The 24,544-nt window shown below is 47.4% G+C and carries 21 protein-coding genes; 8 read left to right on the plus strand and 13 right to left on the minus strand.

What is annotated here, in order from left to right; translation table 11 throughout:
* The first annotated feature begins 607 nt into the window (after positions 1 to 607).
* On the plus strand, positions 608 to 1,327 hold the full coding sequence (locus ACRRS1_RS16425; protein WP_432452123.1) for a DUF5020 family protein: 720 nt from the start codon (positions 608 to 610) through the stop codon (positions 1,325 to 1,327).
* A gap of 75 nt (positions 1,328 to 1,402) precedes the next feature.
* On the opposite strand, the gene cynS is transcribed toward ACRRS1_RS16425, so the two are convergent.
* The 4 genes from cynS to ACRRS1_RS16445 form a co-directional block, all read right to left on the minus strand.
* Positions 1,403 to 1,852: a cyanase gene (gene cynS / locus ACRRS1_RS16430; RefSeq protein WP_432467364.1), complete on the minus strand. Its 450-nt coding sequence runs from the start codon at positions 1,850 to 1,852 to the stop codon at positions 1,403 to 1,405.
* A 220-nt stretch (positions 1,853 to 2,072) separates the two neighbouring features.
* Positions 2,073 to 3,806, minus strand: coding sequence for a protein kinase domain-containing protein (locus tag ACRRS1_RS16435; protein WP_432467363.1), 1,734 nt, complete (start codon positions 3,804 to 3,806; stop codon positions 2,073 to 2,075).
* Positions 3,807 to 3,823: 17 nt separating this feature from the next.
* Positions 3,824 to 4,684 (minus strand): formate/nitrite transporter family protein, encoded by an 861-nt coding sequence (locus ACRRS1_RS16440; RefSeq protein ID WP_432463668.1) that lies wholly within the window; start codon positions 4,682 to 4,684, stop codon positions 3,824 to 3,826.
* A 537-nt stretch (positions 4,685 to 5,221) separates the two neighbouring features.
* Positions 5,222 to 5,794, minus strand: a complete 573-nt coding sequence (locus ACRRS1_RS16445; RefSeq protein WP_432467362.1) for a phosphoribosyltransferase — start codon at positions 5,792 to 5,794, stop codon at positions 5,222 to 5,224.
* Positions 5,795 to 5,884: 90 nt separating this feature from the next.
* Between ACRRS1_RS16445 and ACRRS1_RS16450 the strand changes: the two genes are divergently transcribed.
* A complete protein-coding gene (locus tag ACRRS1_RS16450; RefSeq protein WP_432467361.1) occupies positions 5,885 to 6,490 on the plus strand; it encodes a phosphoribosyltransferase in 606 nt (201 codons plus the stop codon).
* 164 nt (positions 6,491 to 6,654) lie between these two features.
* On the opposite strand, the gene ACRRS1_RS16455 is transcribed toward ACRRS1_RS16450, so the two are convergent.
* Positions 6,655 to 8,382: a DEAD/DEAH box helicase family protein gene (locus tag ACRRS1_RS16455; RefSeq protein WP_432452117.1), complete on the minus strand. Its 1,728-nt coding sequence runs from the start codon at positions 8,380 to 8,382 to the stop codon at positions 6,655 to 6,657.
* A gap of 203 nt (positions 8,383 to 8,585) precedes the next feature.
* Between ACRRS1_RS16455 and ACRRS1_RS16460 the strand changes: the two genes are divergently transcribed.
* Positions 8,586 to 8,861 carry a nitrogen fixation protein NifW gene (locus ACRRS1_RS16460; protein ID WP_432452116.1) on the plus strand — a complete coding sequence of 92 codons (276 nt, stop codon included), beginning with the start codon at positions 8,586 to 8,588 and terminating at the stop codon, positions 8,859 to 8,861.
* A gap of 555 nt (positions 8,862 to 9,416) precedes the next feature.
* Here ACRRS1_RS16460 and ACRRS1_RS16465 read toward each other — a convergent pair.
* The 7 genes from ACRRS1_RS16465 to ACRRS1_RS16495 all read right to left on the minus strand — a co-directional run bounded on the left by ACRRS1_RS16465 (position 9,417) and on the right by ACRRS1_RS16495 (position 15,814).
* Complete coding sequence (locus ACRRS1_RS16465) at positions 9,417 to 10,595, minus strand: dienelactone hydrolase family protein (RefSeq protein ID WP_432467360.1); 1,179 nt, start codon at positions 10,593 to 10,595, stop codon at positions 9,417 to 9,419.
* 238 nt (positions 10,596 to 10,833) lie between these two features.
* Entirely contained in the window at positions 10,834 to 12,045 is a 1,212-nt protein-coding gene (locus tag ACRRS1_RS16470; RefSeq protein ID WP_432452114.1) for a hypothetical protein, read from the minus strand.
* Between the two features lie 9 nt (positions 12,046 to 12,054).
* On the minus strand, positions 12,055 to 12,702 hold the full coding sequence (locus ACRRS1_RS16475; RefSeq protein WP_432452113.1) for a TonB family protein: 648 nt from the start codon (positions 12,700 to 12,702) through the stop codon (positions 12,055 to 12,057).
* Positions 12,703 to 12,704: 2 nt separating this feature from the next.
* Complete coding sequence (locus tag ACRRS1_RS16480) at positions 12,705 to 13,112, minus strand: ExbD/TolR family protein (RefSeq protein ID WP_432452112.1); 408 nt, start codon at positions 13,110 to 13,112, stop codon at positions 12,705 to 12,707.
* Positions 13,113 to 13,138: 26 nt separating this feature from the next.
* Positions 13,139 to 13,663 (minus strand): MotA/TolQ/ExbB proton channel family protein, encoded by a 525-nt coding sequence (locus tag ACRRS1_RS16485; RefSeq protein ID WP_432452111.1) that lies wholly within the window; start codon positions 13,661 to 13,663, stop codon positions 13,139 to 13,141.
* Entirely contained in the window at positions 13,653 to 15,005 is a 1,353-nt protein-coding gene (locus tag ACRRS1_RS16490; protein ID WP_432467359.1) for a MotA/TolQ/ExbB proton channel family protein, read from the minus strand. The genes ACRRS1_RS16485 and ACRRS1_RS16490 overlap by 11 nt, the downstream gene beginning before the upstream one ends.
* A complete protein-coding gene (locus ACRRS1_RS16495; protein WP_432452109.1) occupies positions 15,005 to 15,814 on the minus strand; it encodes a DUF3450 domain-containing protein in 810 nt (269 codons plus the stop codon). The genes ACRRS1_RS16490 and ACRRS1_RS16495 overlap by 1 nt, the downstream gene beginning before the upstream one ends.
* Positions 15,815 to 16,110: 296 nt before the next feature.
* Between ACRRS1_RS16495 and ACRRS1_RS16500 the strand changes: the two genes are divergently transcribed.
* From ACRRS1_RS16500 to fhuB, 5 genes are read left to right on the plus strand one after another with little or no spacing between them, the layout of a single operon-like run.
* Entirely contained in the window at positions 16,111 to 18,198 is a 2,088-nt protein-coding gene (locus ACRRS1_RS16500; RefSeq protein ID WP_432467358.1) for a TonB-dependent siderophore receptor, read from the plus strand.
* Positions 18,199 to 18,207: 9 nt separating this feature from the next.
* Positions 18,208 to 19,077 (plus strand): siderophore ferric iron reductase, encoded by an 870-nt coding sequence (locus ACRRS1_RS16505; RefSeq protein WP_432452107.1) that lies wholly within the window; start codon positions 18,208 to 18,210, stop codon positions 19,075 to 19,077.
* A 46-nt stretch (positions 19,078 to 19,123) separates the two neighbouring features.
* Positions 19,124 to 19,912: an ABC transporter ATP-binding protein gene (locus tag ACRRS1_RS16510; protein WP_432452106.1), complete on the plus strand. Its 789-nt coding sequence runs from the start codon at positions 19,124 to 19,126 to the stop codon at positions 19,910 to 19,912.
* Positions 19,909 to 20,844 (plus strand): iron-siderophore ABC transporter substrate-binding protein, encoded by a 936-nt coding sequence (locus ACRRS1_RS16515; protein WP_432467357.1) that lies wholly within the window; start codon positions 19,909 to 19,911, stop codon positions 20,842 to 20,844. The genes ACRRS1_RS16510 and ACRRS1_RS16515 overlap by 4 nt, the downstream gene beginning before the upstream one ends.
* 11 nt (positions 20,845 to 20,855) lie before the next feature.
* Positions 20,856 to 22,838 carry a Fe(3+)-hydroxamate ABC transporter permease FhuB gene (fhuB, locus tag ACRRS1_RS16520; RefSeq protein ID WP_432467356.1) on the plus strand — a complete coding sequence of 661 codons (1,983 nt, stop codon included), beginning with the start codon at positions 20,856 to 20,858 and terminating at the stop codon, positions 22,836 to 22,838.
* Between the two features lie 740 nt (positions 22,839 to 23,578).
* Here fhuB and ACRRS1_RS16525 read toward each other — a convergent pair.
* Positions 23,579 to 24,544 (minus strand): retron St85 family RNA-directed DNA polymerase, encoded by a 966-nt coding sequence (locus tag ACRRS1_RS16525; RefSeq protein ID WP_432467355.1) that lies wholly within the window; start codon positions 24,542 to 24,544, stop codon positions 23,579 to 23,581.

The raw sequence follows: 24,544 nt of genomic DNA on the forward strand, positions 1-24,544 counted from the left end.
CATCGCCAGCAAACTCATCGCATGCACGGCTTCGCTTGATCGTTTAAGTCTGAAACATCAATAATATTTGCAAACTTGAAGTCCATTTATCTCTCTCCAGTCGCCAAGCAATAAGCGCTAACCACCAAAGAAAAACCAACCCGAAGAACAAGCTACCCGATTTTTGAAGATGAGGTCAACAAATTATTTTTCAATAGCTTGTTGATTAAATACATTTAAAAAGTTTATTTAAATGCGCCTAAATTCCCCTAAAAAGCACCGCAGGAGAAGATTTTCGAGGCTCACAACGCGCCCATTCAACATCATTTATCCACTCAGAAGTACATTTTTAGCGACCCATTCGCAGCACAGAGAGCGCCTTAAATTGGGGAGAAAATGTGATCTACGCATAGTTTTCGTGCAAATTTATATCACTAAATTCAACAAAACTTAGCCTAACTTTAATTTTTTGTTTCACGCAAGCACTTAATGTTAAAGAAAAAGTTAAAGGCATCTCAGTTTCTCCCTGTAATAACCTGACCACTTGGCCAATTTATTGCTAACTCTACAGACTTGACCACACAGTCAGTTTTAATTTTGGTTCGTTATTTAAGTAAAGGAATACACAATGAAAAAACAAATAGCCTTGGCAAGCATTGCCTTGTCTGGATTATTCTCAGCGACTCAGGCCTCAGCAGAAATGCAATGGAGTACCTTTAGTTTGAGTTACCTGTATGGTACTGAATATGAGTTTACCCCCAACGGTAAAATGCAGGTGATGACGGTTGAGCATGCCAGTGGCCATAGTTGGGGAGATAATTTCTTCTTCATCGATAGAACCATGCCAAAGGACGGCGATGCCAGCTTTTACGGTGAGCTCTCCCCTCGCCTAAGTTTCAACAAACTCACCGACAGCACATTTTCGCTCGGACCAATTAAAGATGTACTCTTCGCCAGCACCTGGGAAATGGGCGACGGCTTTAATAACTATTTATATGGCGTGGGAGTGGATATCACCGTGCCTGGTTTCCAATACTTTAATGTAAATGTTTATCAGGTGAACAACGACATCAGCGCCAACGATGAACAGCTCACCATCACTTGGGGGGCACCATTTAGTATTGGTTCACAAGACTTCCTGATTGATGGTTTTATGGATTGGTCTTCGGCCAGCGAAACCAACAAGTCAGAAATGAACTTAACCCCCCAAATTAAATGGAATGCAGGCAAAAACTTAGGCTTCAGCTCACCACTCTATGTCGGTATCGAATATGCGTATTGGAACAATAAATACGGAACCGATGTTGACGAACGAGTGGCTTCCCTATTGGTGAAATGGCACTTCTAGTCGGCTGGAAAGAGGGTGAGTGTTTGCTCACCCTTACTACAACTAAATCCCTGCCTGGCAACGCTCACGCATATTTTAGTAAGATTTATAGGGTAAGAATTTTCCCGACAGGATCACTTTTACCCGATCCCCCTTCTCATCTAACTCCCTACTGATATCCATTGAAAAATCGATAGCACTCATGATGCCATCACCAAATTCTTCATGGATCAGCTCCTTAATGGTCGTTCCATAGACGTTCACCACTTCATACCAGCGGTAAATCAGTGGATCGCTGGGGATCGCCGTTGGCAACGAGCCTTTATAGGGGGCAATTTGCAACCAGGCCACCGCTTCGTCGGGCAAGTCACAGCGCTCACCGATAAGCTCGGCCTGACGTTTATTTAAGGTCATTTGCCCCAGACAGGCGGCGGAGGTCCACTCCTTAGACAAGCCAATGGCCTGTGCTAGCTCGGCCCACTTGAGTCCCTTGGCAACTTTCGCCGCCATAATAAGTTGGCTTACTTGTTCTCTATTGGTAATCATTGCAGCATCCTTTCTGATTAAGTGATAAGGGTCGATTTAAGGCGGACTCACGGGTGGACAAACCAGACGTTTTTGGATCCAGCCCCTTATTTGCGCCTGAACGAGACAAATCCCCCTTTAGCTGGTATTTGCTCCCGAACCAGCAACATGGGCTGCCGCCTTGCTGAAATCACAGCCAAACGCGCCGCAACAAGCATCCCGGCGAAACAAGCCGAGGGCTTTAACGGGTGTTTAGTTGCGTGAGTAAAAAAATCACCAGCATCGCCAACATTGCGGCGATCCCCTGCCATAGCGCTAGCGGATTACGCTCGGCCAGCGGCGCTCGGCTTTGGTTTAAAAACTGGCGGTTTGGCCGGCGTAGATCGGCCAGAAATTCGCTAATTTCTGAATAACGTTTATCTGGATTCAGCTGCAGGGCCTTGGCTAGAGCATCGTCGATCCATGCGGGGATCTCGCGGTCTTTGTCTAACACCGATTGATAATGCAAACGCTGCTGCGCGGCAGAGCTTTTCGCTCTCGCCACCTTGGTTGCGTAGGGGTAACGCCCCGACAACATATGGTAGGCAATCACCGCCAGAGAAAACTGCTCGGAACGGATACTTCCCAGCTCACCTAAAAAATACTCCGGCGCAGCGTATAATGCGGTCCCAAGCAAACAGGAGGATTCCCCCTCACTGCTCGTTTCGGCTAAACCCGCCGCCCACACCGAGCCAAAATCAATGATCTTTAAGGTGCCGGTGGCATCAATCATGATGTTGTCGGGCTTTAGATCCTGATGCAACATATCCATACGATGAAAGGCGCGTAAACCCCTGGCAATTTGCTCCACCATGCCCCTTACCGTGCCGAGCTCGGCCTTGGGATGATCGGTGATCCATTGCGCTAAGCTTTGTCCTTCGATGTATTCAAATACACTATAAAAATATTGGCGCGGACGCGTTTGCGACGCCGCCTTCACAACATAGGCACTGTTGATCCGGCGAGCGATCCATTCTTCGCTCACAAAACGCTCCAAATAAGCGGGGTCGGCACGCATCTCAATCGACGGCGTTTTTAAAATAACTTGGCTGAGCGTTTGCTCATCTATGGCCAAATACACATGGCTGCGGGGACTCGCGTGCAATTGACGAACAATTCGATACCCGTCAAATGAGCAACCAGCACTTAAGTCGGGTGGAAAAGGGCGTGAACCCAGGGTTTCCAGTAAGGGATGCGCCAAGGGCTTTGGCAGCTGTTCAACCCGAACAATTTGCAGGCTCAGGTTGTCATCACTCCCCGCTTGATAGGCCTGCTCGACAATCTGTTTTGCGGCGGCCTGTAAGTCGGTTGCATGCTGGCTAAGCGCCTGTTCAAGCACCGCGGCGGTAATAAATTCATAGACGCCATCGGTGGCCAGAATAAACACGTCAGCGGCCTGTACCCGCAGCGACTGGTAGTCGAACGGGCAGTGAGCCTCAATGCCCAGGGCACGACTTAAATGACTCTGCTGCTCAGAAACCCATAAGCGATGGTCGTGGGTGAGCTGTTCCAAGCCATGCTGATTCAAACGATATACCCGGGTATCCCCCACATGAAACACATGGGCAACATCACCTTTCACAACCAAGGCACTGCAAGTGCATACGTAGCCCTTGTCTTTGTCGTAACGGTAAGGGCTGTGTTGCGTTTGACTAAACAACCAGGCGTTGCTGGCAGCGAGTACCCGCTCGACCGAATGTTGAACCGACCAGAGTTCTGAGGTGCAATAATAGTCATCTAAAAAACTATTCACCGTGGTCTCGCTGGCAATATGACTAAGCTGGCTGGAGCTGATCCCATCGGCCATCACCACCGCCACGCCTTTGGAGGCAAGCAACGAGTCGCGAGGGATCAGGCTGCCATGGCAGTCCTGATTCAGGGGCTTGCGCCCCTTATCAGAATAGCTGCCAATGCTCACTTGCAATAGGCTGGTCATCGTGACGTCAACCTTGCTTAAGCATTCACTGAAGCGCTGGCTTTTTCCGCGGTGACACGAGGTGCCTTCGCCAGCTGACGTTTAGGTGCGGTTCTCACGTGAGTGGTATACAGAGTTAAACCGGTAAAGGCTAAGCCGCCAACCAGATTACCCAGTGCGGTTGGAATTTCATTCCAAAGGAAGTAGTCCATAATCGAGAAGTCTCCCCCCATAATTAAACCGAAGGGGAATAAAAACATGTTCACCACCGAGTGCTCAAAGCCCATATAGAAGAATAAGAAGATAGGCATCCACATCGCTATCACCTTCCCGCTCACCGAGGTAGAGATCATCGCGCCAACAACCCCCATTGAGACCATCCAGTTACATAGCATGCCGCGTACAAAAATAGTAAACCAGCCCGCAACCCCATGCTCTGCATACCCCAGAGTACGTGCTTCACCAATGCTGGCCGCCTTTGCCCCCACCGCGCCAGCTTCAACGTTAAAGCCGTAAGTAAAAATAAAGGCCATCATCACCGCCACGCTTAACGCGCCGCCAAAATTACCCAAAAACACTAAACCCCAGTTGCGGAGTAAACCCTGCACATCAACCCCGGGGCGTTTGTCGAGCAAGGCCAGCGGTACCAGTACAAATACCCCGGTGAGCAAATCAAAACCCATGAGGTAGAGCATACAAAAACCCACGGGGAACAAAATGGCCCCCAGTAAGAAGTGTCCGGTATTCACCGCGATGGTAATCGCAAAAATAGCAGCCAGCGCTAAAATAGCCCCCGCCATAAATGCACGAATCACAGTATCGCGAGTGGACATAAATACTTTAGATTCACCCGCGTCGACCATTTTGCTAACAAATTCTGCTGGAATTAAATAAGACATAACTTTCCCTTTATGACTAATTGAATAAAATTTCTGATGGCTCATAAGACCAACGACCCACCTTTACAAAGCAGTATCAAGGATCACTGCAACTGGTTGATGCGATCTTTGCTTGCGCAACATAGTCTCTATAGCAATTGCTGAGCCAAGCAGAACCAACCTCCAGCAAATTGATAACAAATCAGTAACAGTAAGCTATCGAGCAACGTTTAAGTCTAGGAATCACCAGCAACAGCCAAGATAAAACGCACCAATATATAGCCTAAGTCATTCAATTTAATGAAAAATACTACTTTATAGGTAGTTTTCAGTGCGGCGTGTACCTCTCTCACCAACAGGCTCGTTCAAGGCAGAACTGCGGTTTAAAGACCTCTTAGTATTGCGGAAGTGTTACGGCTGTCCTCAGCAACATCCATCTGCAGGGATGCGCAAGGAACACCGACTTTGAAGATAGCTTCGAGACGAAATAAAAGCAGTTTCATCACTATCAGGTATCTGCTTGGTCAGGAAAGCAAATACCTGAGAGCTAAACAGCAGTTAAGTTTTGGGGAGGTGGGCTTTGATAATTTGATAAAGCTCGGGACGATACTCTGCGATCTCATCCGGACTTAAGCCTTCCAAGGAATGCGGATACTTCAACCACTGGCTGGTTTCATGTAAGAAGTAATCGGGCACCCGCTCGGTTTTATTGCGTTCCGGTTTAAAATAAGGCACGGCCACACGAATATCGCTGGGCGTGTTCAGCCGCGCCAAACGCGTTAACTCGCTGATAATTGCATCGATAGAACGTCCGGTATCAAACACATCATCAACAATCAATAAGCGGTCATGCTGCTGCACATGTTTCACCAGATAGTTTAGGCCAAACACCTTGACCTCTTTGGCCTGATTATCAATCGCCGCAGCATAAGAAGCGGTGCGGATGGCAATATTGTCACTAGTGATACCGTGATAAGCCAAAAACTCCTGTACCGCAATACCAATCGGTGCCCCGCCGCGCCATACCGCAATAATAAAGCTGGGACGAAAGCCACTGCTCAGCACTTGCTCAGCCAAACGGAATGAGTCTTCTAAAAGATCTTGGCCGCTAATATAGAGTTTTTCACTCATTTCCATGTATCCTATTAAAAAGCTGACCTCAGGGTCAAAGTTGTAGTATAAAACTAGCATTAATCAGCCCGCTTATTCAAGGATACTAAGATGCCATTGAACCAGCCCACAGACCAGCTGCAAAAACATTATTTAGATGAAGATACGCTGATCCAAGACTCTTTCCGACTCGGCGTGAAGATATTTGAAAGCGGATTCCGTCCAAGCTTTATTGTCGGGCTTTGGCGTGGCGGCAGCGCAGTGGGGATTTACGTGCAAGAGTGTTTGCAAACCCTTGGTTTAGTCACCGATCACATCTCGGTGCGTACCTCTTATCAGGGCCAAGCCAATTATCAGCAAATCTTAGAGCAACCGGACTCGATTCGGGTGCACGGTATTCAATACCTCCTGGAAAACCTCAATGTTGATGATAGTCTGCTTATTGTCGACGATGTGTTTAGCAGTGGTCATAACGTTGTGGCGGTGATTAATCGGCTGCAAAGTAAACTAAAACGCAACATGCCAACGCAGGTGAAAGTTGCCACCCTTTGGGAGCGTCCCAAGTTTAACCAAACCAAGCTAAAACCCGACTTTTGTCTGCATCAAACCGAGCAGTGGCTGGTATTTCCCTACGAACTCACCGGACTCAGCCCCGCAGAAATCGCCGAACACAAACCCTTTGTCGCCCCGCTAATCAAAACCGAACAAACAAAATAAACGAACTGCTGCTCCTCAGCACCACTCCCAGACACAAAAAAGCGGCTGATCGGCCGCTTTATCTTTATTAAGACTCACCGCTTAGTGCTGATATTCATAAGCTCCGGTGTTAAAAGCGGCCCTACTCGGTCGTGGATCGCCATCGAGGTCCTCAGCGACAGCCACTAGTACTGCTGATTGGCTTTTCTAAAATTGCCTTGATAGTCGAAGATGCGATGCTCAATTCGCCAATAGTGTTTTTGTTGTTTGGCGATCACAAAATCGGGGGCCACCAAGTGCTGGATCGCTTGTTCGGCTTGTATGGCGCTATCAAGCGTCTGCTTTTCACCATCGACACGACGACAAAATAGCTGATTAAACTGCTGCTTGGCCTTAGCGTAACTAAAATTGAAGCTTTCGCTGAGCTCTGCGCCATCTTCATCATGATAGGTAATACGCAACTTGTCGCCAGCACAACTTGCCGAGATCCCGCTGCAACGCAAGACCTTACGATCTTTTAGTTGCAGCGCATCTTTGAGCTGCTTATCTGGGTCAATCATCTGAAAACCACAGGCGTGGCACTGACGCGCGGCGATGTCGTTTTCGGCATTGCATTGCGAACACTGTTTGTACTTATAACGATAGTTACATTGCACTAATTTTTCGGGATAATTTGGATCCTCAACTAAGCCCTGACAGCGCCTTCCATAATGCTCAATGATGTCGCCATCTTTGTCGGTAAGTCCCCAGAAAATATTAGCAAACTGGCATTGCGGACACTCAACCTGCACCAAAGTGCTATTCGGATTGGGCTTGGTTTCGCCAATTTCCGGCTGGTAGAGATCGTAATTATTGCCCGCATAATCAACGATTAGGCAGTCGCTTTTATCCGGATATAAACGTAAGCCCCGCCCGGCAATCTGCTGATACAGGCTTACCGAGGCGGTGCGCCGCAGAATCGCTATTAAATCAACATGTGGTGCATCAAAGCCAGTGGTAAGCACCGATACATTCACCAAGAACTTAAGCTGCTGCTGTTTAAATTGTTCGATCAACTGGTCACGCTGCTGATGCGGCGTTTCCGCCGTCACCACCGCCGTTTGTTCGTCGGGCAAATAGTGAGCGATTTCCCTGGCGTGATTAACCGTTGCAGCAAATACCATCACCCCGCGCCGCGATTCGGCCAGCTTGAGTAATTGCTGGCAGATGGCTTGAGTCACTCGAGGACAGCCAGACAAAAATTGATCCAGCTGGGCTTCACTGTATTGGCTGGGCAACTCGTCGAACTGATAGCGTGCCGCGGGAGCGTCAACCAACAAGGGTTGCGTTAGGTAACCTTTGTTTATCAAATGCCGCAGAGGTAATTCATAGATACACTTGTGAAAGGGGCGCGCCTGCTCGCTGCGTACATAGCCGTGATAATGCTGTTGGTAAATCCAGCCCTTGTCTAAGCGATAAGGGGTTGCGGTCAGGCCGAGTACTTTGAGCTGGGGGTTTTGCTGTTTTAAATGCTCAATAATCACTTGATATTGGCTGTCGCTATCATCACTCACCCGATGACATTCATCAATCACCAACAGCGAATAGTAGCCGCTAAACTGCCCCAGATTACGACTCAGCGATTGCACGCTGGCAAAGGTGACCGGAAACTGCGCTTGCTTTTGGCCAAGGCCCGCCGCAAAAATGCCCGACTCGAAGCCATAGGCGCTAAACTTACTCTGGTTTTGCTCGACCAACTCTTTAACATGCGCCAATACTAGGATGGGGTGTCGTGCCAAGCGCGCCAGCTCGGCGATCACGATGCTTTTTCCTGCACCGGTGGGCAATACCACAACGGCAGCCTCATCACTTTGACGAAAGTGACTCAATACAGCATCTACCGCCGCTTGTTGATAATCGCGCAGTTGTAACATGAAAGGCCCGGGTTCCTGCGATTAATAAAGATGAGCTCGATTATGCCATGTTTCAATAGGCCTCGCAGGCGTTTGCTTCCTCGGGAAAAGTGAAGCCCTTACCAAAACTTTCAGTGGATGATGCCGGTGAACGGGGCGATATCAAAAAAAGTCCCTTGAAACTTGGCTACACTGGGACTCAAAGTTTTGTATGATCAATCACCATGAGCCAAGCACAGATCCAACAAACCATCGCCAGTTTTAGCTGTATAGAGCAAGCGCTAAGCTATTTTGAGATCGACTACGATCAAATCTTTATCGAGCAATATCGGCAAGCCTTAATGAAGAATTTCATGGGGAATCTGTTACTAAGCAAACCCGAAGATTGGTTTGCTGCACGCCGCGCACTGAAAAATGCCTATTGCAAGGTGCAACGCAGCAGGCTCGATCCACACACCCGATCAGCCTGTCGTGGTTGTACTTCCTGCGAGCGACGCTAATGAAAGTAGAATTGACTCAAGAGTGCTTCAGGCAAGCGAAAGCCCCCTTCACCACTAGCTTAACCGCTACCTTAACAACTAGCTTCACCACAACTAGCGAGCAAACTGCTTATCTAGCCAATCGAAACAACGCGCTCTGCCTGTCGTAGTGGTACTTCCTGTGAACGACGCGAATGAAAGCAGCATTGACTCAAGAGTGCTTCAGGCAAGCGAAAGCCCCCTTCACCACTACCTTCACCACAACTAGCGAGCAAACTGCTTATTTAGCCAATCAAAACAACGCGCTCTGCCTGCCGTAGTGGTACTTCCTGCGAGCGACGCTAATGAAAGTAGAATTGAATCAAGGGGGCTTCGAGCAAGCGAAAGCCCCCTTCACCACTACCTTAACCGCTACCTTAACAACTACCTTCACCACAACTAGCGAGCAAACTGCCTATCTAGCCAATCGAAACAACGCGCTCAGCCTGCCGTGGTGGTACTTCCTGCGAGCGACGCGAATGAAATTGGAATTGACTCAAGGGTGCTTCAAGCAAGCGAAAGCCCCCTTCACCACAACTAGCGAGCAAACTGCTTATCTAGCCAATCAAAGGCCGCCTGCTGCATATCTTCGGTAAAGGTATGACTTTTATCGGCCCACAACTTGGTTTCTAGCTTATCGCCAGCACCATTGGCGTCCCAAACCGAATGCAGGGTATAGAAGGCCGACTTCACCGAATCCACCGGAAACAGCTTATCTTTAGCGCCCGCATAAACCAACATCGGTTTCGGCGCGCTCAGGGCGGCGATATCAGGGTAATCGAGATAACGCGCAATATAGGGATGCAACATCGCAAAAGCCGATTGCCCCTTCAGCTGATTGTTACCCGGTACCATCAAGCCCTTCATCGTCCCCATCCAGCAATCAACAATGCTGGCGGTAATCGCATCCGATAAGGCAGCCACCTGCCACGAGCGAAATGCCCCCATGGAAAAACCTATGGCCGCAACCCGCTGTTTATCCACCTGCGGCTGGCTGGCTAAAAACTCTGAAGCGCGTACATCTTCCAGCGCGATAATACCGGCGAAGGAAGCACCTAAGTTAAACAAGTTGGAGGCCAGCGCTTGTTGTGAACCGGTGACAAAGCCAGGCACCGAACGATCGCCCCAGCCTAAGGCATCGATGGACAATACCACATAGCCGCGTTTTGCCAGTTCATCCCCCGGAAAGCGCCCGGTGAAAAACTTATCGGCCCATTTTTGTGAAGAGGCTAAACGAGCCTCGTCATCCCAGGTTTGCACAAACTTTTCTTTGCCAATATCAAATTTACTGCCATGATCGTGCAGAAATAACGCGGCGGGGAATGGCCCTTCGCCCTTCGGCGTCAGCAAAAACGCCATCACCCGACTCTCGTTACTGATATTAAACACCACCTTTTGCGCAATATAAGAGCCGCGATCAACTTGGTCGATCACCATCGGTTTAAAGGGGGTGTCATCTTGATAAGGGAGGATCAACTCACGCGCTTTGGCTAAACCTTGCTCCCGCCACTGTTGGGGACTCAGTTGGTTATTTGCCCAGCTCATGGTAAATGGCATCCGCTGTTTAAGCTTCTGATAAAAAACCGGAAAACTACGCTGGGCTTGGTCAAATGCTTGCATTTGATACGTCGCGCCTTCGGCGGCTTTGGCATGCAGTAACTGAGGTGTTAGTGCCATTACAGCACTCAGTAAACTGGCAACAACGAGTGGCTTCATAAGCATCCTTAATTGATTAAAACCAAAATGAAACATCGGTTTAAAATACGATCTTTAATCAAGGATTATCGTTAGCGGAATCACAATTGTTAAATTAAGTAAAAGCAGATAAAACATACGTTTAACTGCATAGAATATAAAAAATCGTGTCTACCGTCGTTTTTAGATTCTTGAGCGGCAGCGCCAGCGAAGGAGGCAACAACTAGAGAGTATCAAGCGGAGCCCCTCAAACAGGCTGCTAGCCCGCCTGTACCTGACTAATGTAATTCAGCCACACTTGACTCTCGTTGCGTAACTTATCATCGGTTTCTGCCTTAGCAATCAGCTGTTGCGCTCTACTTAACTGCCCCAGATGAATATTGGCGATCCCCATCATTAACCACAAGCGTGGTTCAACTTTAGCTTGTTTATCCGCCAAATGCTGTAACACATCAAGTGCTTTATTCCACTGTTGCTGCTGCAATAACAATTGCGCATACTGACGTAAATTCGCTTCACTATCGTCAATTTTCAAAAGTTGCGCTAAGGCAGCACTCGCCTGCTTTTGCTGCTTGGCCAGCAACCAAGCTTGACTAAGCAAAGACTGATAACGCTTATTTCGCTTTAACTGCCCACGCTGCATCGCTTGCTCTAAGATCTGCGCCGCCAAATAGGCATTGCCTTGACGTATCAATAATTGGCTCAACAAGGTGTACTGGCTTGGCTTCTCAAATAATCCTTGCTGATAGGCCAAGCGTAAACTGGCCAAAGCAGCAGGCTCATCTTTATTTTGCATCAACAACGCCGCAAGTTGATACCAGTGCGACATTTTTTTCGGCTCGGCTGACAGCAGCTGCTTTTGCCATTTGATCGCCAAGCGCCATTGCGACAGCTGAGAGCGACTGACCATCGCCATCTGATACCAATTTATCGGCACCGTTGCTGATTTTTGCATACTGATGGCCCGTTCAATCGCCTCCGCCCCAGCGCGCCATTGCTGCTGCTGCAATTTTGCCTGAGCCAACAGCTGATAATGGCTAGCCGCAATTGAGCTTGGCTCGGCTTGGCTTAACCAAGTCTCCAATAGCTCAGCGCCAATCGCCCAATGTTGTAAGGCTAGATTTAATTGTGCTCTGACTAGCATCAGTTGCAACAGCTGTGCTGGCTCGAGCGTATTAGAGTCCACCGCGAGCTGATAATAATTAAGAGCCTGTTGGTAGTGATCACCGCTCAAGGCTAACTGCGCCAAATTAAGTCGAGTAATTGCCAGAGCATAGGCCCGCGCCGCAAGTGGTTTGAGTGTCTGCTCAAGCTTCACTAACACCCGCTTCGCCTGCTGAGGCTGCTGTTGCTCAATCAAACTCAAGGCGCTATTGATTTGCTTATACTCATATTGATTGAGCTGATTAGTCTTGGCAAATCCCGCAGCACTCACGCAAAGTAAAGCCAGCAGTATCATATGCTTTAACATAAACATTCCTTAATCACCGCGAGTAAATTCGAAAGTTTGTAAGGCTCTAAAAGAAACCGCCTTACCATTCTCGGTTTTAACCTGAAAACGCCAACGCATTAAAGCCTGCTTAACCGACGCTTCAAACACCCCTTTGGGATCCGATTTCACCACCTTAATACTGCCAATCGCGACCTCACCATTTTCTTTTACCGTGAAGTGCACCGTGACTTTACCTTCAATCTTGCGTCGCTCCGCTGAGCGGGGATAAATTGGCGATACCCGAGACAAAGCCATCGGATTGCGATCAATCGTCACCGCAACCGGAGCCGGTGGGCCTATATGAATTAGATTACTCACCGAACTAATCGCGACTTGCGTACTACTGATGCTCGGTAAATTTAAATCGATTTTAGGCTGTGGCGCTTGGCTTAAAGTTTGCGAGGGCATTGGTGGCAGTTCTGGGACAGCCTCGAGCTCTGGCTCTGGTGGTTTTTGTCGCTCTCGTAAGCGATGTTCTACATCGCTATCTTGTTTTACAGCCAAAAAACTTAAGTGCGGCGCTTCGCTGCGTTCAAACTTCGCCGTTTGACCGATGCCAGCAAGATGCGCTAAGGCCCAGAAAAAACTCGAGGCAAACAAAATACCCAGAGGCGAAAATGCCAGCAAGCGCAACATAACTAACCACCCATCCGGGTTGCCACCGAGTACGGCAAGTTTGCTAAGCGCAATTGATCCAGCAATTTCACTAAATCACCAGTGCTGGCCTTCTCGTCAGCTTGCACCACGACCGCTAAATCGGCTTGCTCAGACTTTAAACGCTCCAAAGTTGGACGTAACATACGAATGTCTATCGCCTGACCATCCAACCAAATTTCGGCCTTAGCACTTAAGGCAACCATCACCGCCCCTTGGCTTTGCTCGGTACTGGTTTGCGACTGGGGTCGATTCACTTCAATACCGGCTTCACGCACAAACGAAGTGGAGACGATGAAAAATATCAACATGATGAACACGATATCCAGCATCGGCGTCATATCGATCTGCGCTTCATCCTCTTGCTGGAATAAAAACTTAGTTTGTCTCATTGTCTACTCTACTATTTAATCTTTGATTATCCATGTTGAGTCCCTAGTGAGGCCGCACTCGCCTGAATGCTGGCCCGTTGACGAATGGTCCAACGTGCCAAGTGCGTATGGAAAATCAACCCAAAAACCGCGATAGCCATACCTGCCATAGTGGGTAAGGTGGCTTTGGCAATGCCTGCTGCCATTAAACGAGCATTGCCTGTTCCGTTAAGCGCTAAACTATCAAAAACCTGTACCATACCGGTGACCGTGCCCAGCAAGCCTACTAAAGGGCACAGTGAAATCAATAACTTAATAAATGATAAATGCTGTTTAAGCTGTAGATCTAAATCGCAATATTCACTTTGCCAGCGATACAGTTCTCGTTGCGAGGCACCGTTCTGATTAAATTGTTGCCGCAACACTGGAAAACTAAACCAACGAAACCAATAACGCTCCAAAATAAGCGTCATCAACAAAGCAGCTAAAGCCAAAATAAGGCTCAGCACCCAACCACCGGAATGAAGAAACTGCAGCAGCAAGGCTGTAAAGCGACTCCAATCAAGCAGCATGTTTGCTCCTTACTTGCTGAGCTTCACGTCGATCAGCCAATAAAGCGGTACTTTTTTGCTGTAATATCTGAATCACTCGGCGAGAACGGCTACTCAACAAGTTATGGCTAAACAACAGTGGAATGGCCACAATCAAGCCCAGTACCGTGGTAATCAGAGCCTGAGAAATCCCTCCTGCCATTAATTTCGGATCGCTGGTACCAAACAGCGTAATACTCTGGAAAGTGCCGATCATTCCGGTCACGGTGCCCAGCAGCCCCAATAAAGGCGCAACTGCCGCAAACAACTTAATCAGACTTTGACCTCGCTCTAAGCCAGGAACTTCCTCTAAAATAGACTCTTCAACTCTTAAGGCTAAATCGTCCACTGCTAATTCACTTTGCTGGGCTTTATTCAATACTCGCCCTAAAGGGTTATTATCGAATAGTTGGCCTGAACTGTTTTTTAACTGGCGCTTCACCTTCATCTCGGTGATGCTTAACAGCAACATCCGCCACAGGGCCATCACCAAACCAATCAGTCCCAAGGCCAAAATGATATAGCCCACATAGCCACCTTGTTTAATTCGCTGCTCTAAGCTGGGCACTTGGCCGAGTAAGGCCAATAATTGGCCACGGGTAGGATCGATCACTAAGCTGGCTTGCTTGCCCTCTATATAGGCTTTCGCCTGATTCACCGCCGCGCCGTCTGGCTGACGACTCAACACCAATAATTGATCCAGCTTGTTTTGCCAGCTCAAATAATGCCCTTGTTGGTCAAGCAACTGAAAATTACCAATGCGCAACACTTGGGTACTGCGAGTTTGTCCGGAAGGCTCCACCACATCCCGCTCAAATAAAACGATTTTTCCAGATTCATTTAACTCATCATATAAGCTAACCCACAAAGTCTTAAATTCATCGATACTCGGAATTCGTTGTGCCGAAGCAAAATCTAGCTGTTTGCTGCGTCCCGGAAACTGCGCACTAACCAAAGAATCCTGCAACTGCCCTTGCGCCTCACTGGCTTGTTGCTTCACGACACCAAACACTTCGCCGAGCTGACCACTTCGCTGAGTCAACAATTGCTGTATTTCAGTTAAATGCTGTTCGTTTTGGTCAAAGGCTTGCTTTAATTCTAGTTGCCGAGCATTCGCCGCGGCCAAACGTTGCTGGCTTTGTGCCAATAGCGCCTTTTGACTATCTAGGTGTTGTTTAAATTCGGCTAAACGCTGCTGATTGACTTGACCATCATGCTGAAGAATGTCTGTCGCGAGCGATGCTAAACGATGACTAGGCTCGGCGGCTGATAGCGGTGTTGAAAAACTGAATAAGGTAAATAATAAGATCGACAAAATGCGCATTACAGCCCCCGCTCGATCGGATTAAGTGGCAGTGTTAATAGCTCGGGAATACTCTGTTGCCAAGCGATTTGAATCGCCGAGCGTAAGTCCAAATTGTGTTGTTTAGGTAAACTCACCCAAGCTTGTTGCTGAGGATCCCATAAACCGCTAATCTGGCTATCTAAACTTTGAAAATACAAGGCGGTTCGACCCAAGCGGAAAAAGTCGACTTGCAGTTCGTCACCATCGTGGGTAGGCAATGTTTTAAAAGACTTTAATTCAGCGCTGGTTAACTTACCTTGGTAAGCCTCAATGGTACGTCCATATTCTATTTCAATTTGGTAGGCTTCTAATACTTGACGGTATTTCTCGGCCAAACTCACATCAGCTCGCACTAAATTATTTTGCAGTTTAGCTAAACGTTGCTGACGTTCCTGCGGCAAAAAGGGCAAATCTTGCGCCACAAAATGGGCTAAGCCCTCAAGCATATCAGCCAACAAGGGTAAGGCCGCTTGCTGAGTCGCCTCTAAAGAGCCAAGCTGACTTTGTAAATCATCCAGCTCTTGCTGTTGAGAAGCCACCATCAAGCTCAACTGTTTGTTATAAGCCTCTACTAAATCGGCTTGTTGCTGATTTTGCTGATAATCTAAAAAGGCTTGTTGTGCCCGCTCATCTAAACCATCAAGCTTCAACTGAGTCTGCTGATTTTTCCGATGACTTTGCTCAGTTGTTTTAAGACTGGCATCAATTTCACTCGCCTGTACCACATGAGCCAAGCACATTCCGGCGAGTAAACATGACCAGCTCAACCGGCCCTTTAATATCTTCATTTTTTTACCACTGATAAACATTCTTTCACAAGATGAATAATGAGGATCCCAACAACCCAGAGATTGCATGTCGATGAAATAACAACACGAATGCTTAGTGCTGGCAGCGACATTTATCATCAAAATTCGCCACCAACAAAAAGTTTACAAGTTCAGCCTGTCGCAACATTTCACCAACAAGCAACCACAACCATTAACGCAAATAAGAATTGTTCTTATTTGTGTTTGATAATATCATACCGTTTATTGAAAGGAAGTGAAACTCACTGAATTAACTTAATGCAGGAAAATTAAGGATGAACCGTACTTACATATCGGTGTTGCTAGCAGCCGTACTTAGCCAAAATGTCAACGCTGAACAAACCACTGCCAATCACGAGCAATTAGAGGTTGGTGATAAGCTCACCGTCGTCGCTGAAAAAGGAATTGCTAACTCAACCACAACTGGCAGCAAAATGGATATTCCGATCAAAGAACTACCATTTTCCGTTGCAGTGATTGACCAACAATTTATGCGAGATACCGGCGTTAAAAACCTACAGGACGCATTACTTTATACTTCCGGTGTCTATAGTAGTGCCTTTGGTTTAGATTCACGTGGTGACTGGAGTCTGGTCCGTGGTGTCGCCCCCACCCAGTATGTGGACGGCATGAAATCACTGTTTGGCTACTATAACAACATTCGCCCCGACACCTTCTCTATGGAACGAATTGAAGTTCTCAAAGGCCCCTCATCGGTATTATTTGGTCAAGGCTCTACTGGGGGCATTGTGAATCTGGTGTCAAAATTGCCACAACAGCAGGCCAGTCATCAACTATTGGCCCAAGGCGGTTCCCATAATCGACGCCAAATTGCAATTGACTCGACCGGACCAATTGCTAACAGCAACCTACTCTACCGAATGGTCGCTTTAGCGCGCGAAGGTGATACCCAAGTTAATCATACCGAAGACAATCGCTACCTGATTAATCCTTCCTTAACCTGGATGATGGGTGACGCAACCAATTTAACCCTATTGGCCAACTATCAACGCGACGAATCGGGCACAGTACTTCAATTTTTACCTACCGAAGGTACACTGTTCGCGGGACCGAATGGCCAGTATATCGACAAAAGCACCTTTTTAAGTGAGCCCGGCTGGGATAGTTATGACACCGAACAACTATCGCTAACGGCCTTATTTGACCATCGTTTTAATCAGATCTGGTCATTGCAAGCCAATATGCGCTACACCGATAGTGAATCCGATTACCGCTCCATGTGGTCTTATGCGCCGAGTACCAGTAGTGATGGCGCTCCGATTATGTATAACCCCGATGGCACGATCAACCGTGCGGCGTACCATAAGCAAGGAAATAGCAAAGTGCTCACCAGCGATGTGCGCGCCTTGGCTAATTTTTCTTTGGGTGCGACAGAACATGCGCTATTAATCGGCGTAGACGGCCAGCAGGCAAAAACACGTGACGATGTCTGGTTTGGCAGCGGTGGTACCATCGACCCTTATAATCCGGTTTATGGCAACATTCCCAGCGGCTATACCATTACACCTGGGGCAGAAGTGACGGCCTCGCAACTTGGTATTTATCTGAATGACCAAGTCAATATTGCTCAAGTGTCGGTGAATGCTGGTTTACGCTACGACACCACCAAAACCAAAACCGAAGGTAGTATCGCCGATACTAGCGAAGATGCGGTGACCGGACGCTTCGGTGGAATGTACCACTTTGATAACGGACTCTCTCCTTACCTAAGCTACTCGCAATCATTCGAGCCTCAGCAAGCTGTCTCGGATATGAATAACGGTAAACTGATCTACCTCGATCCGCTACGTGGCGAGCAATATGAAACGGGCATAAAATATCAACCCACTGGTTCAGACCTACTTGCAACCGTTTCTTTGTATGACATTACCCAGAAAAATCGAGTTCAAACCAATCCCAATGGTGGTGTTCGGCCACTGGCTGATGTCAGTATTCAAGGCGCTGAGTTCGAAGTTCATAAAAAATGGTTACAAGTTGATTTAATTGCCACCTATACCGAACAAAGAACTGAAGATGAAGAAACCGGTTACCGGATCGCCTATGTGCCCGATAGACTCGCTTCGGTATGGGCGAATTATCAATTCAAAAGCTCGCTTGAAGGTTTACGAGTCGGTTTAGGAAGCCGTTATGTAGGAGATACCACCGATGGCACTGATCTGTACACTGTACCATCAGTGACTCTATTTGACGCCATGGCCGCTTACCAAACCGGTCACTGGGATCTGAGCTTAAACGCGAAAAACTTATTCAATAAGACTTACGTGGCATATGCGTCTACCTCTGGAACCACTGGTTATGGTGAAGGTTTATACGTCACCGCCGATGTTCGATACAATTTTTAGGACTCAACCATGGCCTCCGTGCATTTTCGCCGCAGGCCAATTGAGCCAATATTGCTCATGACATCGTCTAACTTGGATAGCATCAGCCAATACCTGCTCGCCGCTTTTCAAAGCAGCAAGCCTTTGGCTGAACTGGCGCGACATTTAAGCCCCAGCTTAATTGAATTACACACTCACCAGCTTAACTCGCAGCCGTTGATTGATGCCCAATCCCCACAAATAAGTGAGGTAGTTTGCCAATTGTATCGCAGCTGGCAACATCAACATCCCGAAGCTGGCGAAGTGTATTGGCTCATCCAAAGTTGGAGGATGCTCATTTGGCAACCCATTACACTAACATTGATTGCGGTATATGCCCGCCAAACCAGTTTAGACCTGAGCCAATTCAAGCAAAGACTTAACTTAGAGAGTGGCATTGTGAGTGGCTATCTGGATCTGCAACTTAGCTCCCCCACAGCGGCTGATGATCAGCAATGGGTATTAAATCAAAGCTGTCGCCAATTAAGCCAATTATTACAAGACTACCGCTCAGCCTTAGGACAACAGGGTAGACTGAGCGAAGCCGTCGCCATGCGTCTCGTCAAAGATCAAATCGCTAATCTGATGCTCAAGTTAGCTGCAGCATTCCCGCAACTCAACAGTGTGGCACTCAGCCATTTATTAAGTCCCTGGAGTGAACAACTTCAACTCGGGCCCAAATCACCATTTTTTGATTTTGAGTTAAACCCAGAACGCAGTACCGTTCTGGCCAAACCTTCAGCCTGTTGCCAGCACTATCGGCGAGCCGATGGTGATTACTGCCTCAACTGTCCGAAGCTGCAACGCGCCGAGTTAGCACAGCGCTTAGCGGCACATAAACAATCCTTGCAAACATGTTAAACCCCAGCGCGGCATGTTCAGTAAGCCATAAAAAAGTAAACCTCCGATGTTAGAGCTACACCACGTCATCGTACGTCATCAACAAAACACCGTGTTAAATATTCCAGAGTTGCGCATTGCTGCGCAGCAAATCACCGTCATTCTGGGCCACAATGGTTCCGGAAAGTCGACCTTAATGAAGCTATTAGCGCGCCAACAAAACCCAACTCAAGGACGTATTTGTTTAAATCAACATTCCTTGGAGAGGCTTTCCCAGCGCCAATTGGCTCAGCAGCTGGCCTATCTGCCACAACGACTTCCAGATGTTGCGGGATTAACGGTGACCGAATTAGTCCGTTTAGGCCGTTTCCCCTGGCGTGGAACTTTAGGCCGCTGGAAATCCAGTGACCATTTAGCAGTCCAGCAAGCCCTACGGCAAACCAATGTCAGCCACTACGGTGAGCAGCTAGCCGATCAACTTTCAGGGGGGGAACGTCAGCGCGCCTGGATTGCCATGTTACTTGCCCAGCAGGCCCCGATGCTGCTGCTTGATGAACCGACATCCGCCTTAGACCTTAGTCATCAATACGACTTAATGCAATTACTGCGTCAGCTCAACCAACAGCAGCAGCGCGGTATTGTTGTGATCTTGCACGATGTCAATCTGGCCTGTCGCTTTGCCGATCGCATTCTGGCTTTAAAACAGGGGCAAATCTGTTTTGATGGCTCACCTCAACAATTACTGACACCTGCGAACCTGCGAAAAATTTATGGCTTGGATTTTGATTTAATCAAACAAGCCCAGCAAAACCTCCCCGTGGCCGCGGTCGCTTATCCCGAAGAGGAACAATTATGATTCAAACTCATTGTCGCCGAACTCCATTCATCATAAAAACCGTTTTATTGATGCTAGTGCTTCAATCAAGCCTGGCAATGGCTTTAACCATCAACGATGACATCAAGTCGCATCACTTTGCTAAGGTGCCGCAACGCATTGTTGCACTCAACTGGTCCATGGCAGAAAACGTATTAGAATTAGGTCTTGTCCCGGTGGGTATTGCCGATATTGCTGGTTACCAAACCTGGGTCGTCAAACCAGCCATTCCGGCAGGCGTCACCGATGTGGGGACTCGCATGGAGCCGAATCTCGAGTTAATCGAAGAACTCAAACCAGATGTCATCTTACTGAGTAGCTCACAGGCCGATCTACTGCCGCGTTTAGAAAAAATTGCACCAACGCTGTTTTTTGATTCGTTTAACGCCAGCCAGGATAACTATCAAAAGTCCAAAAAAATCTTTATGCAATTGGCCGAGTTATTTGATAAACAAACGGTCGCCGCACAAAAGCTCACCGCCTTAGAGAAGCAATTTGTAGATTTAAAACAACAAATATCCCAACATTTTTCGGGGCATATCCCCAAAGTAACCACCATTCGATTCAACAATGCCTCAACGATTATCGTCTATGGAGATAATTCACTTTCCCAAGCCGCAGCCGAGCAATTAGGGATCGCCCCCGCGCTCCCTTTAGGCCCCTCCAAATGGGGGATCGCCCAGAAGAAACTAAGCGATTTAGCTCAAATTGAAGAGGGCATCGTGGTCAACATTAAACCCTTTGATCAAGAAAAACAGTTGCAAGCCTCACCGCTATGGCAAGCTCTGCCGTTTGTCCGCAAAGGCCACTACACCACCATGGAAGCTATCTGGAGTTATGGTGGCGTAAACTCGGTTGGCTACTTCGCTCAGGCCCTTACCGACAGTTTATTAAACATCAACAGTCCTGAGTAAACCCAACACCGATGAGCATATTATCCAGATACAGCCTTAGTGGCGGCATATTCATCGTCGCTACCCTCGGCTATTTACAAATAGGCGAGGCACCCAGCCTCTTCCGTCAGCTGAGCCTGATTCACCACTGGCAAAGCCAGCAATTTTCCGAGGTGATGTTTTTGTATGCCAGCCTGCCAAGACTCAGCTTAGCGATTATTGTGGGCGGCGTATTGGGTTTGGTCGGTAGCCTTTTGCAGCAATTAACGCAAAACTATTTATTGTCGCCGATGACCTTAGGCGCGTCTTCTGGCGCGTGGTTAGGCTTGGTCTGTTTAAGTGTCTTCTTACCCAGCCTAGTTCCCCTTTATGGGCATTGGTTTGCCATGGGAGGCGCCTTACTCAGCACTGCGCTGGTCATTTTTATTGCGGGTCGTCAGGGTTTGGGGGGCTTACCAGTGATTTTATCGGGTTTGGCCATCAATCTGCTGTTAGGTGCCATCGCGACGGCTATCGTGATGACACATGATCAATATGCGAAAAACCTGTTTATTTGGGGTGCTGGTGATCTCACTCAAAGCGACTGGAGTTGGGTGACTTGGTTACTACCAAAGTTGTGGCCCATGCCCCTGTTGTTATATTTTGCCCCTCGCCCCCTCAGCCTATTACGTTTAGGTGAACAGGCGGCCGGGGCTCGTGGTTTAAGCCTCATTCCCACCATGGTCACGCTGATTGGCTTCGCCATTTGGATGCTCTCCTGCGCGATTACCGCTGTGGGATTAATCGCTTTTATTGGTCTGCTGGCACCCAATATCGTGCGTAGTTTAGGTGCCAGAACAGCCCGTGACCAATTATGCTTTAGTGTCTTAATTGGCGCTTTATTGCTGCTAATAACCGATATGATTGCCCTGATTGCCAGCGGCTACACAACCAATATGATCCCAAGTGGCACCGCGGCGGCTTTAATTGGGGCCCCAGCACTGATTTGGTTTAGCCGTGGTAAACTAGGCGCGAAAGACCAGCAAAGTCTAAGCCTGCCAAAAGGCGCCGTCAGCTTACACAAGCATCTGCCCCTAGCTTTAATCTGCCTATTGTTAAGCATATTATTTGTCGCCTTATTTGTTGCACCTTCATTGCATGGCTGGCAGTTATCCATCAGTAATTTACACACCTGGCAGCTACGCTGGCCACGAGTATTTGCCGCCGTGGCGGGCGGTGCAGCGATGGCCATGGCCGGGGTAATCTTACAGCGACTGATCCGCAACCCCTTGGCCAGCCCCGACATTTTAGGGATGTCGGCTGGTGCTACATTTGCCTTGGTCATCACCACTATCTTCACCGGTGCGTCAATTTTTGAGGTGGGAAGTTTAGTCGCATTTATTGGCAGTAGCGCGGTCCTCGCCCTATTGCTGTTACTGGGTAGAAAACATCAGTTTTCACCCGCGATGATGGTATTAATTGGCATTGCTTTAGCGGCACTCATCGACGCCCTCATCGCCTTTGTTTTGGCCAAAGGCAGTGATGAGGTTTATAGCATCCTGGGCTGGTTATCCGGAACCACCTATCGCGTGGCTCCCTCACAGGTCATCTTGCTGCTCGTCTCGGTGACGCTGTTAGGGCTGCTCAGCCTGTCACTGAGTCGCTGGTTAACTCTGATTTCGGCGGGAGATGACATCGCTAAGGCGAGAGGCCTGAATATAAGCCAGGCTCGGCTGATATTACTCATCATCGTGGCGCTATTATGCGCACTAGTAACCGCCGTGATTGGCCCCTTAGCCTTTGTGGGTTTATTAGCACCGCATATGGCGGTGATGCTTGGCGCCAAGAAAGCTGCGCCGCAGTTACTACTGGCGTGCATCATTGGCGCATTATTAATGTTGGTATCCGATTGGTTAGGTCGAGTCTTGCTCTATCCGGTACAGATGCCAGCGGGCACCATTGCCTCTATATTAGGTGGCAGTTACTTGATCCTGTTACTGAGCAGAAGCGGTCACCCACCAAACCAAAGCCAGTAGAAGATACATCTTAAACCGCTTCGCGCCTACGCGCTGGCGCTCCCAATCACCAAGGACTGCGCCATCTGGCCAGCCCAAAAGGCGCAGTAAATTGCTTTCGCCAGCAACAAACCCGTGCTGGCGCAGCGCTCAAAGGATTGAGCCCCCCTATTCGTGACCGTTATACGGCAACTGCGAGGCAATTAGCGCAGTTAAATTGAGCGACTTATCAAGTCTGCTATCATTCAAAATGTTGGCCTATTGTTTATTTTTTGAAGCCCTAATTGAGGGCATGATTCTGCCGCAATTAAGTACCGCTAGCCTGACTATTTGGATCGCTAAAGCCTCATCCGTAATAAACCTTCCCCCCACAAGCGCCGCTCTCTCGATGATCAGTGGATGAATTGATGAGTTGATGAGTTGATGAGTTGATGAGTTGATGAGTTGATGAGTGATTATCTGTACTAGTGTGATTATCGGTACTAGCTCATACACAATCTGACACTGCGGATTACCGAGCGTGACCTAACCGTACAAGCTACACACTAAATTACCAACTCACTTTTGGACAAAAGCGAGTCAGCTGGCTTGCTAATTTAGCAAATGACGGATTAACTGAAGTACGCAATAACTTCAAGGCGCAAAAGGAAAGACTTGACCCTGTACTTCCTTCTGAATTAACTAAAGTATAGGAAACCTTAGATAGAAAAGGGCAAGACCTGAACCCACTGGTTTTTCTTATAATATATAAATATTGTCACTTATTTTACTAGATTCCTCTGCTTAATTGCTTTAGCAATTTTATAAGAATCCTTAGCCAGCTTTATAAAAAAGTCAGAACCGTATTTTTCTTCTAATTTCTTATAATAATCTGGCTCTACACTCATCATATGAGAAATTATCCCATGCAAATAAGGTATATCAGCTTTTTTTATTGTTTTATTATAGTAGTGATGCACCATTGCTCTAATTTTTTTTCTAGTATATCTACCAACAGAAATTTTATCTTCATGAGTAAGCACTATCCCTGTCACACGTCTAGAACGCCCTCTACCAATAATTTTCGTTTTGGATTCATTAATTGATAACTTAGGGTTCTTGGTCTCAGATAAGAGAGTGGTTATATATTTATTCAACTCGTCAATTTTATCAAAGTCCATAGTTGAGAAAGTCAAGTCATCAGCATACCTAGTGTAAACAACACCATTATCGTTACAGTATTTCTCTAATTTACTATCAATTGATTTCATAACTAAGTTAGAAACCAATGGCGATGATGGAGCTCCAATAGACAGTTCTAATTTTTTATTGTTTCGTCTAAACAAGTAAGATGAAAGTATTTTTTTTTCAAACTCTCCAATAACTTCTCCTTCACGCTCAAGAAATAAAAATAGATCATTAGGCTTTAATGATGGGAAAAAGTTATTAAAGTCTAATTTTAGTATCCAGTCACTATCTTTATGTGGCTCAGCATTATCTACTATAGATTTACCTTCTACATAAGCGGTACTGACCTCAGAAGGATTATATTTTGATAGAAAAACAGAAACGACAGCTCTTTGAACTTCCTTCACAAACGGGCTTGGCTGAGCAATAACTCGCTCCCCCTTTATTCTTTTTGGGATTGTATATACTTTATATGCCAATGGTGCTGTATTTAGGCCTTTTATTACATCTTGAATACTTAAACTTGCATTACTACATATTTCTTTCAATAGATTTGCCAT

Origin of the sequence: Agarivorans sp. Z349TD_8 (genome assembly GCF_050870825.2) — a bacterium.
Taxonomy (GTDB): Bacteria; Pseudomonadota; Gammaproteobacteria; order Enterobacterales; family Celerinatantimonadaceae; genus Agarivorans.

Coding starts and splice junctions, on each gene's coding strand:
- ACRRS1_RS16425 (WP_432452123.1), top strand. CDS start 608: ATGAAAAAACAAATAGCCTTGGCAAGCATTGCCTTGTCTGGATTATTC.
- cynS (WP_432467364.1), bottom strand. CDS start 1,852: ATGATTACCAATAGAGAACAAGTAAGCCAACTTATTATGGCGGCGAAA.
- ACRRS1_RS16435 (WP_432467363.1), bottom strand. CDS start 3,806: ATGACCAGCCTATTGCAAGTGAGCATTGGCAGCTATTCTGATAAGGGG.
- ACRRS1_RS16440 (WP_432463668.1), bottom strand. CDS start 4,684: ATGTCTTATTTAATTCCAGCAGAATTTGTTAGCAAAATGGTCGACGCG.
- ACRRS1_RS16445 (WP_432467362.1), bottom strand. CDS start 5,794: ATGAGTGAAAAACTCTATATTAGCGGCCAAGATCTTTTAGAAGACTCA.
- ACRRS1_RS16450 (WP_432467361.1), top strand. CDS start 5,885: ATGCCATTGAACCAGCCCACAGACCAGCTGCAAAAACATTATTTAGAT.
- ACRRS1_RS16455 (WP_432452117.1), bottom strand. CDS start 8,382: ATGTTACAACTGCGCGATTATCAACAAGCGGCGGTAGATGCTGTATTG.
- ACRRS1_RS16460 (WP_432452116.1), top strand. CDS start 8,586: ATGAGCCAAGCACAGATCCAACAAACCATCGCCAGTTTTAGCTGTATA.
- ACRRS1_RS16465 (WP_432467360.1), bottom strand. CDS start 10,595: ATGAAGCCACTCGTTGTTGCCAGTTTACTGAGTGCTGTAATGGCACTA.
- ACRRS1_RS16470 (WP_432452114.1), bottom strand. CDS start 12,045: ATGTTAAAGCATATGATACTGCTGGCTTTACTTTGCGTGAGTGCTGCG.
- ACRRS1_RS16475 (WP_432452113.1), bottom strand. CDS start 12,702: ATGTTGCGCTTGCTGGCATTTTCGCCTCTGGGTATTTTGTTTGCCTCG.
- ACRRS1_RS16480 (WP_432452112.1), bottom strand. CDS start 13,112: ATGAGACAAACTAAGTTTTTATTCCAGCAAGAGGATGAAGCGCAGATC.
- ACRRS1_RS16485 (WP_432452111.1), bottom strand. CDS start 13,663: ATGCTGCTTGATTGGAGTCGCTTTACAGCCTTGCTGCTGCAGTTTCTT.
- ACRRS1_RS16490 (WP_432467359.1), bottom strand. CDS start 15,005: ATGCGCATTTTGTCGATCTTATTATTTACCTTATTCAGTTTTTCAACA.
- ACRRS1_RS16495 (WP_432452109.1), bottom strand. CDS start 15,814: ATGAAGATATTAAAGGGCCGGTTGAGCTGGTCATGTTTACTCGCCGGA.
- ACRRS1_RS16500 (WP_432467358.1), top strand. CDS start 16,111: ATGAACCGTACTTACATATCGGTGTTGCTAGCAGCCGTACTTAGCCAA.
- ACRRS1_RS16505 (WP_432452107.1), top strand. CDS start 18,208: ATGGCCTCCGTGCATTTTCGCCGCAGGCCAATTGAGCCAATATTGCTC.
- ACRRS1_RS16510 (WP_432452106.1), top strand. CDS start 19,124: ATGTTAGAGCTACACCACGTCATCGTACGTCATCAACAAAACACCGTG.
- ACRRS1_RS16515 (WP_432467357.1), top strand. CDS start 19,909: ATGATTCAAACTCATTGTCGCCGAACTCCATTCATCATAAAAACCGTT.
- fhuB (WP_432467356.1), top strand. CDS start 20,856: ATGAGCATATTATCCAGATACAGCCTTAGTGGCGGCATATTCATCGTC.
- ACRRS1_RS16525 (WP_432467355.1), bottom strand. CDS start 24,544: ATGGCAAATCTATTGAAAGAAATATGTAGTAATGCAAGTTTAAGTATT.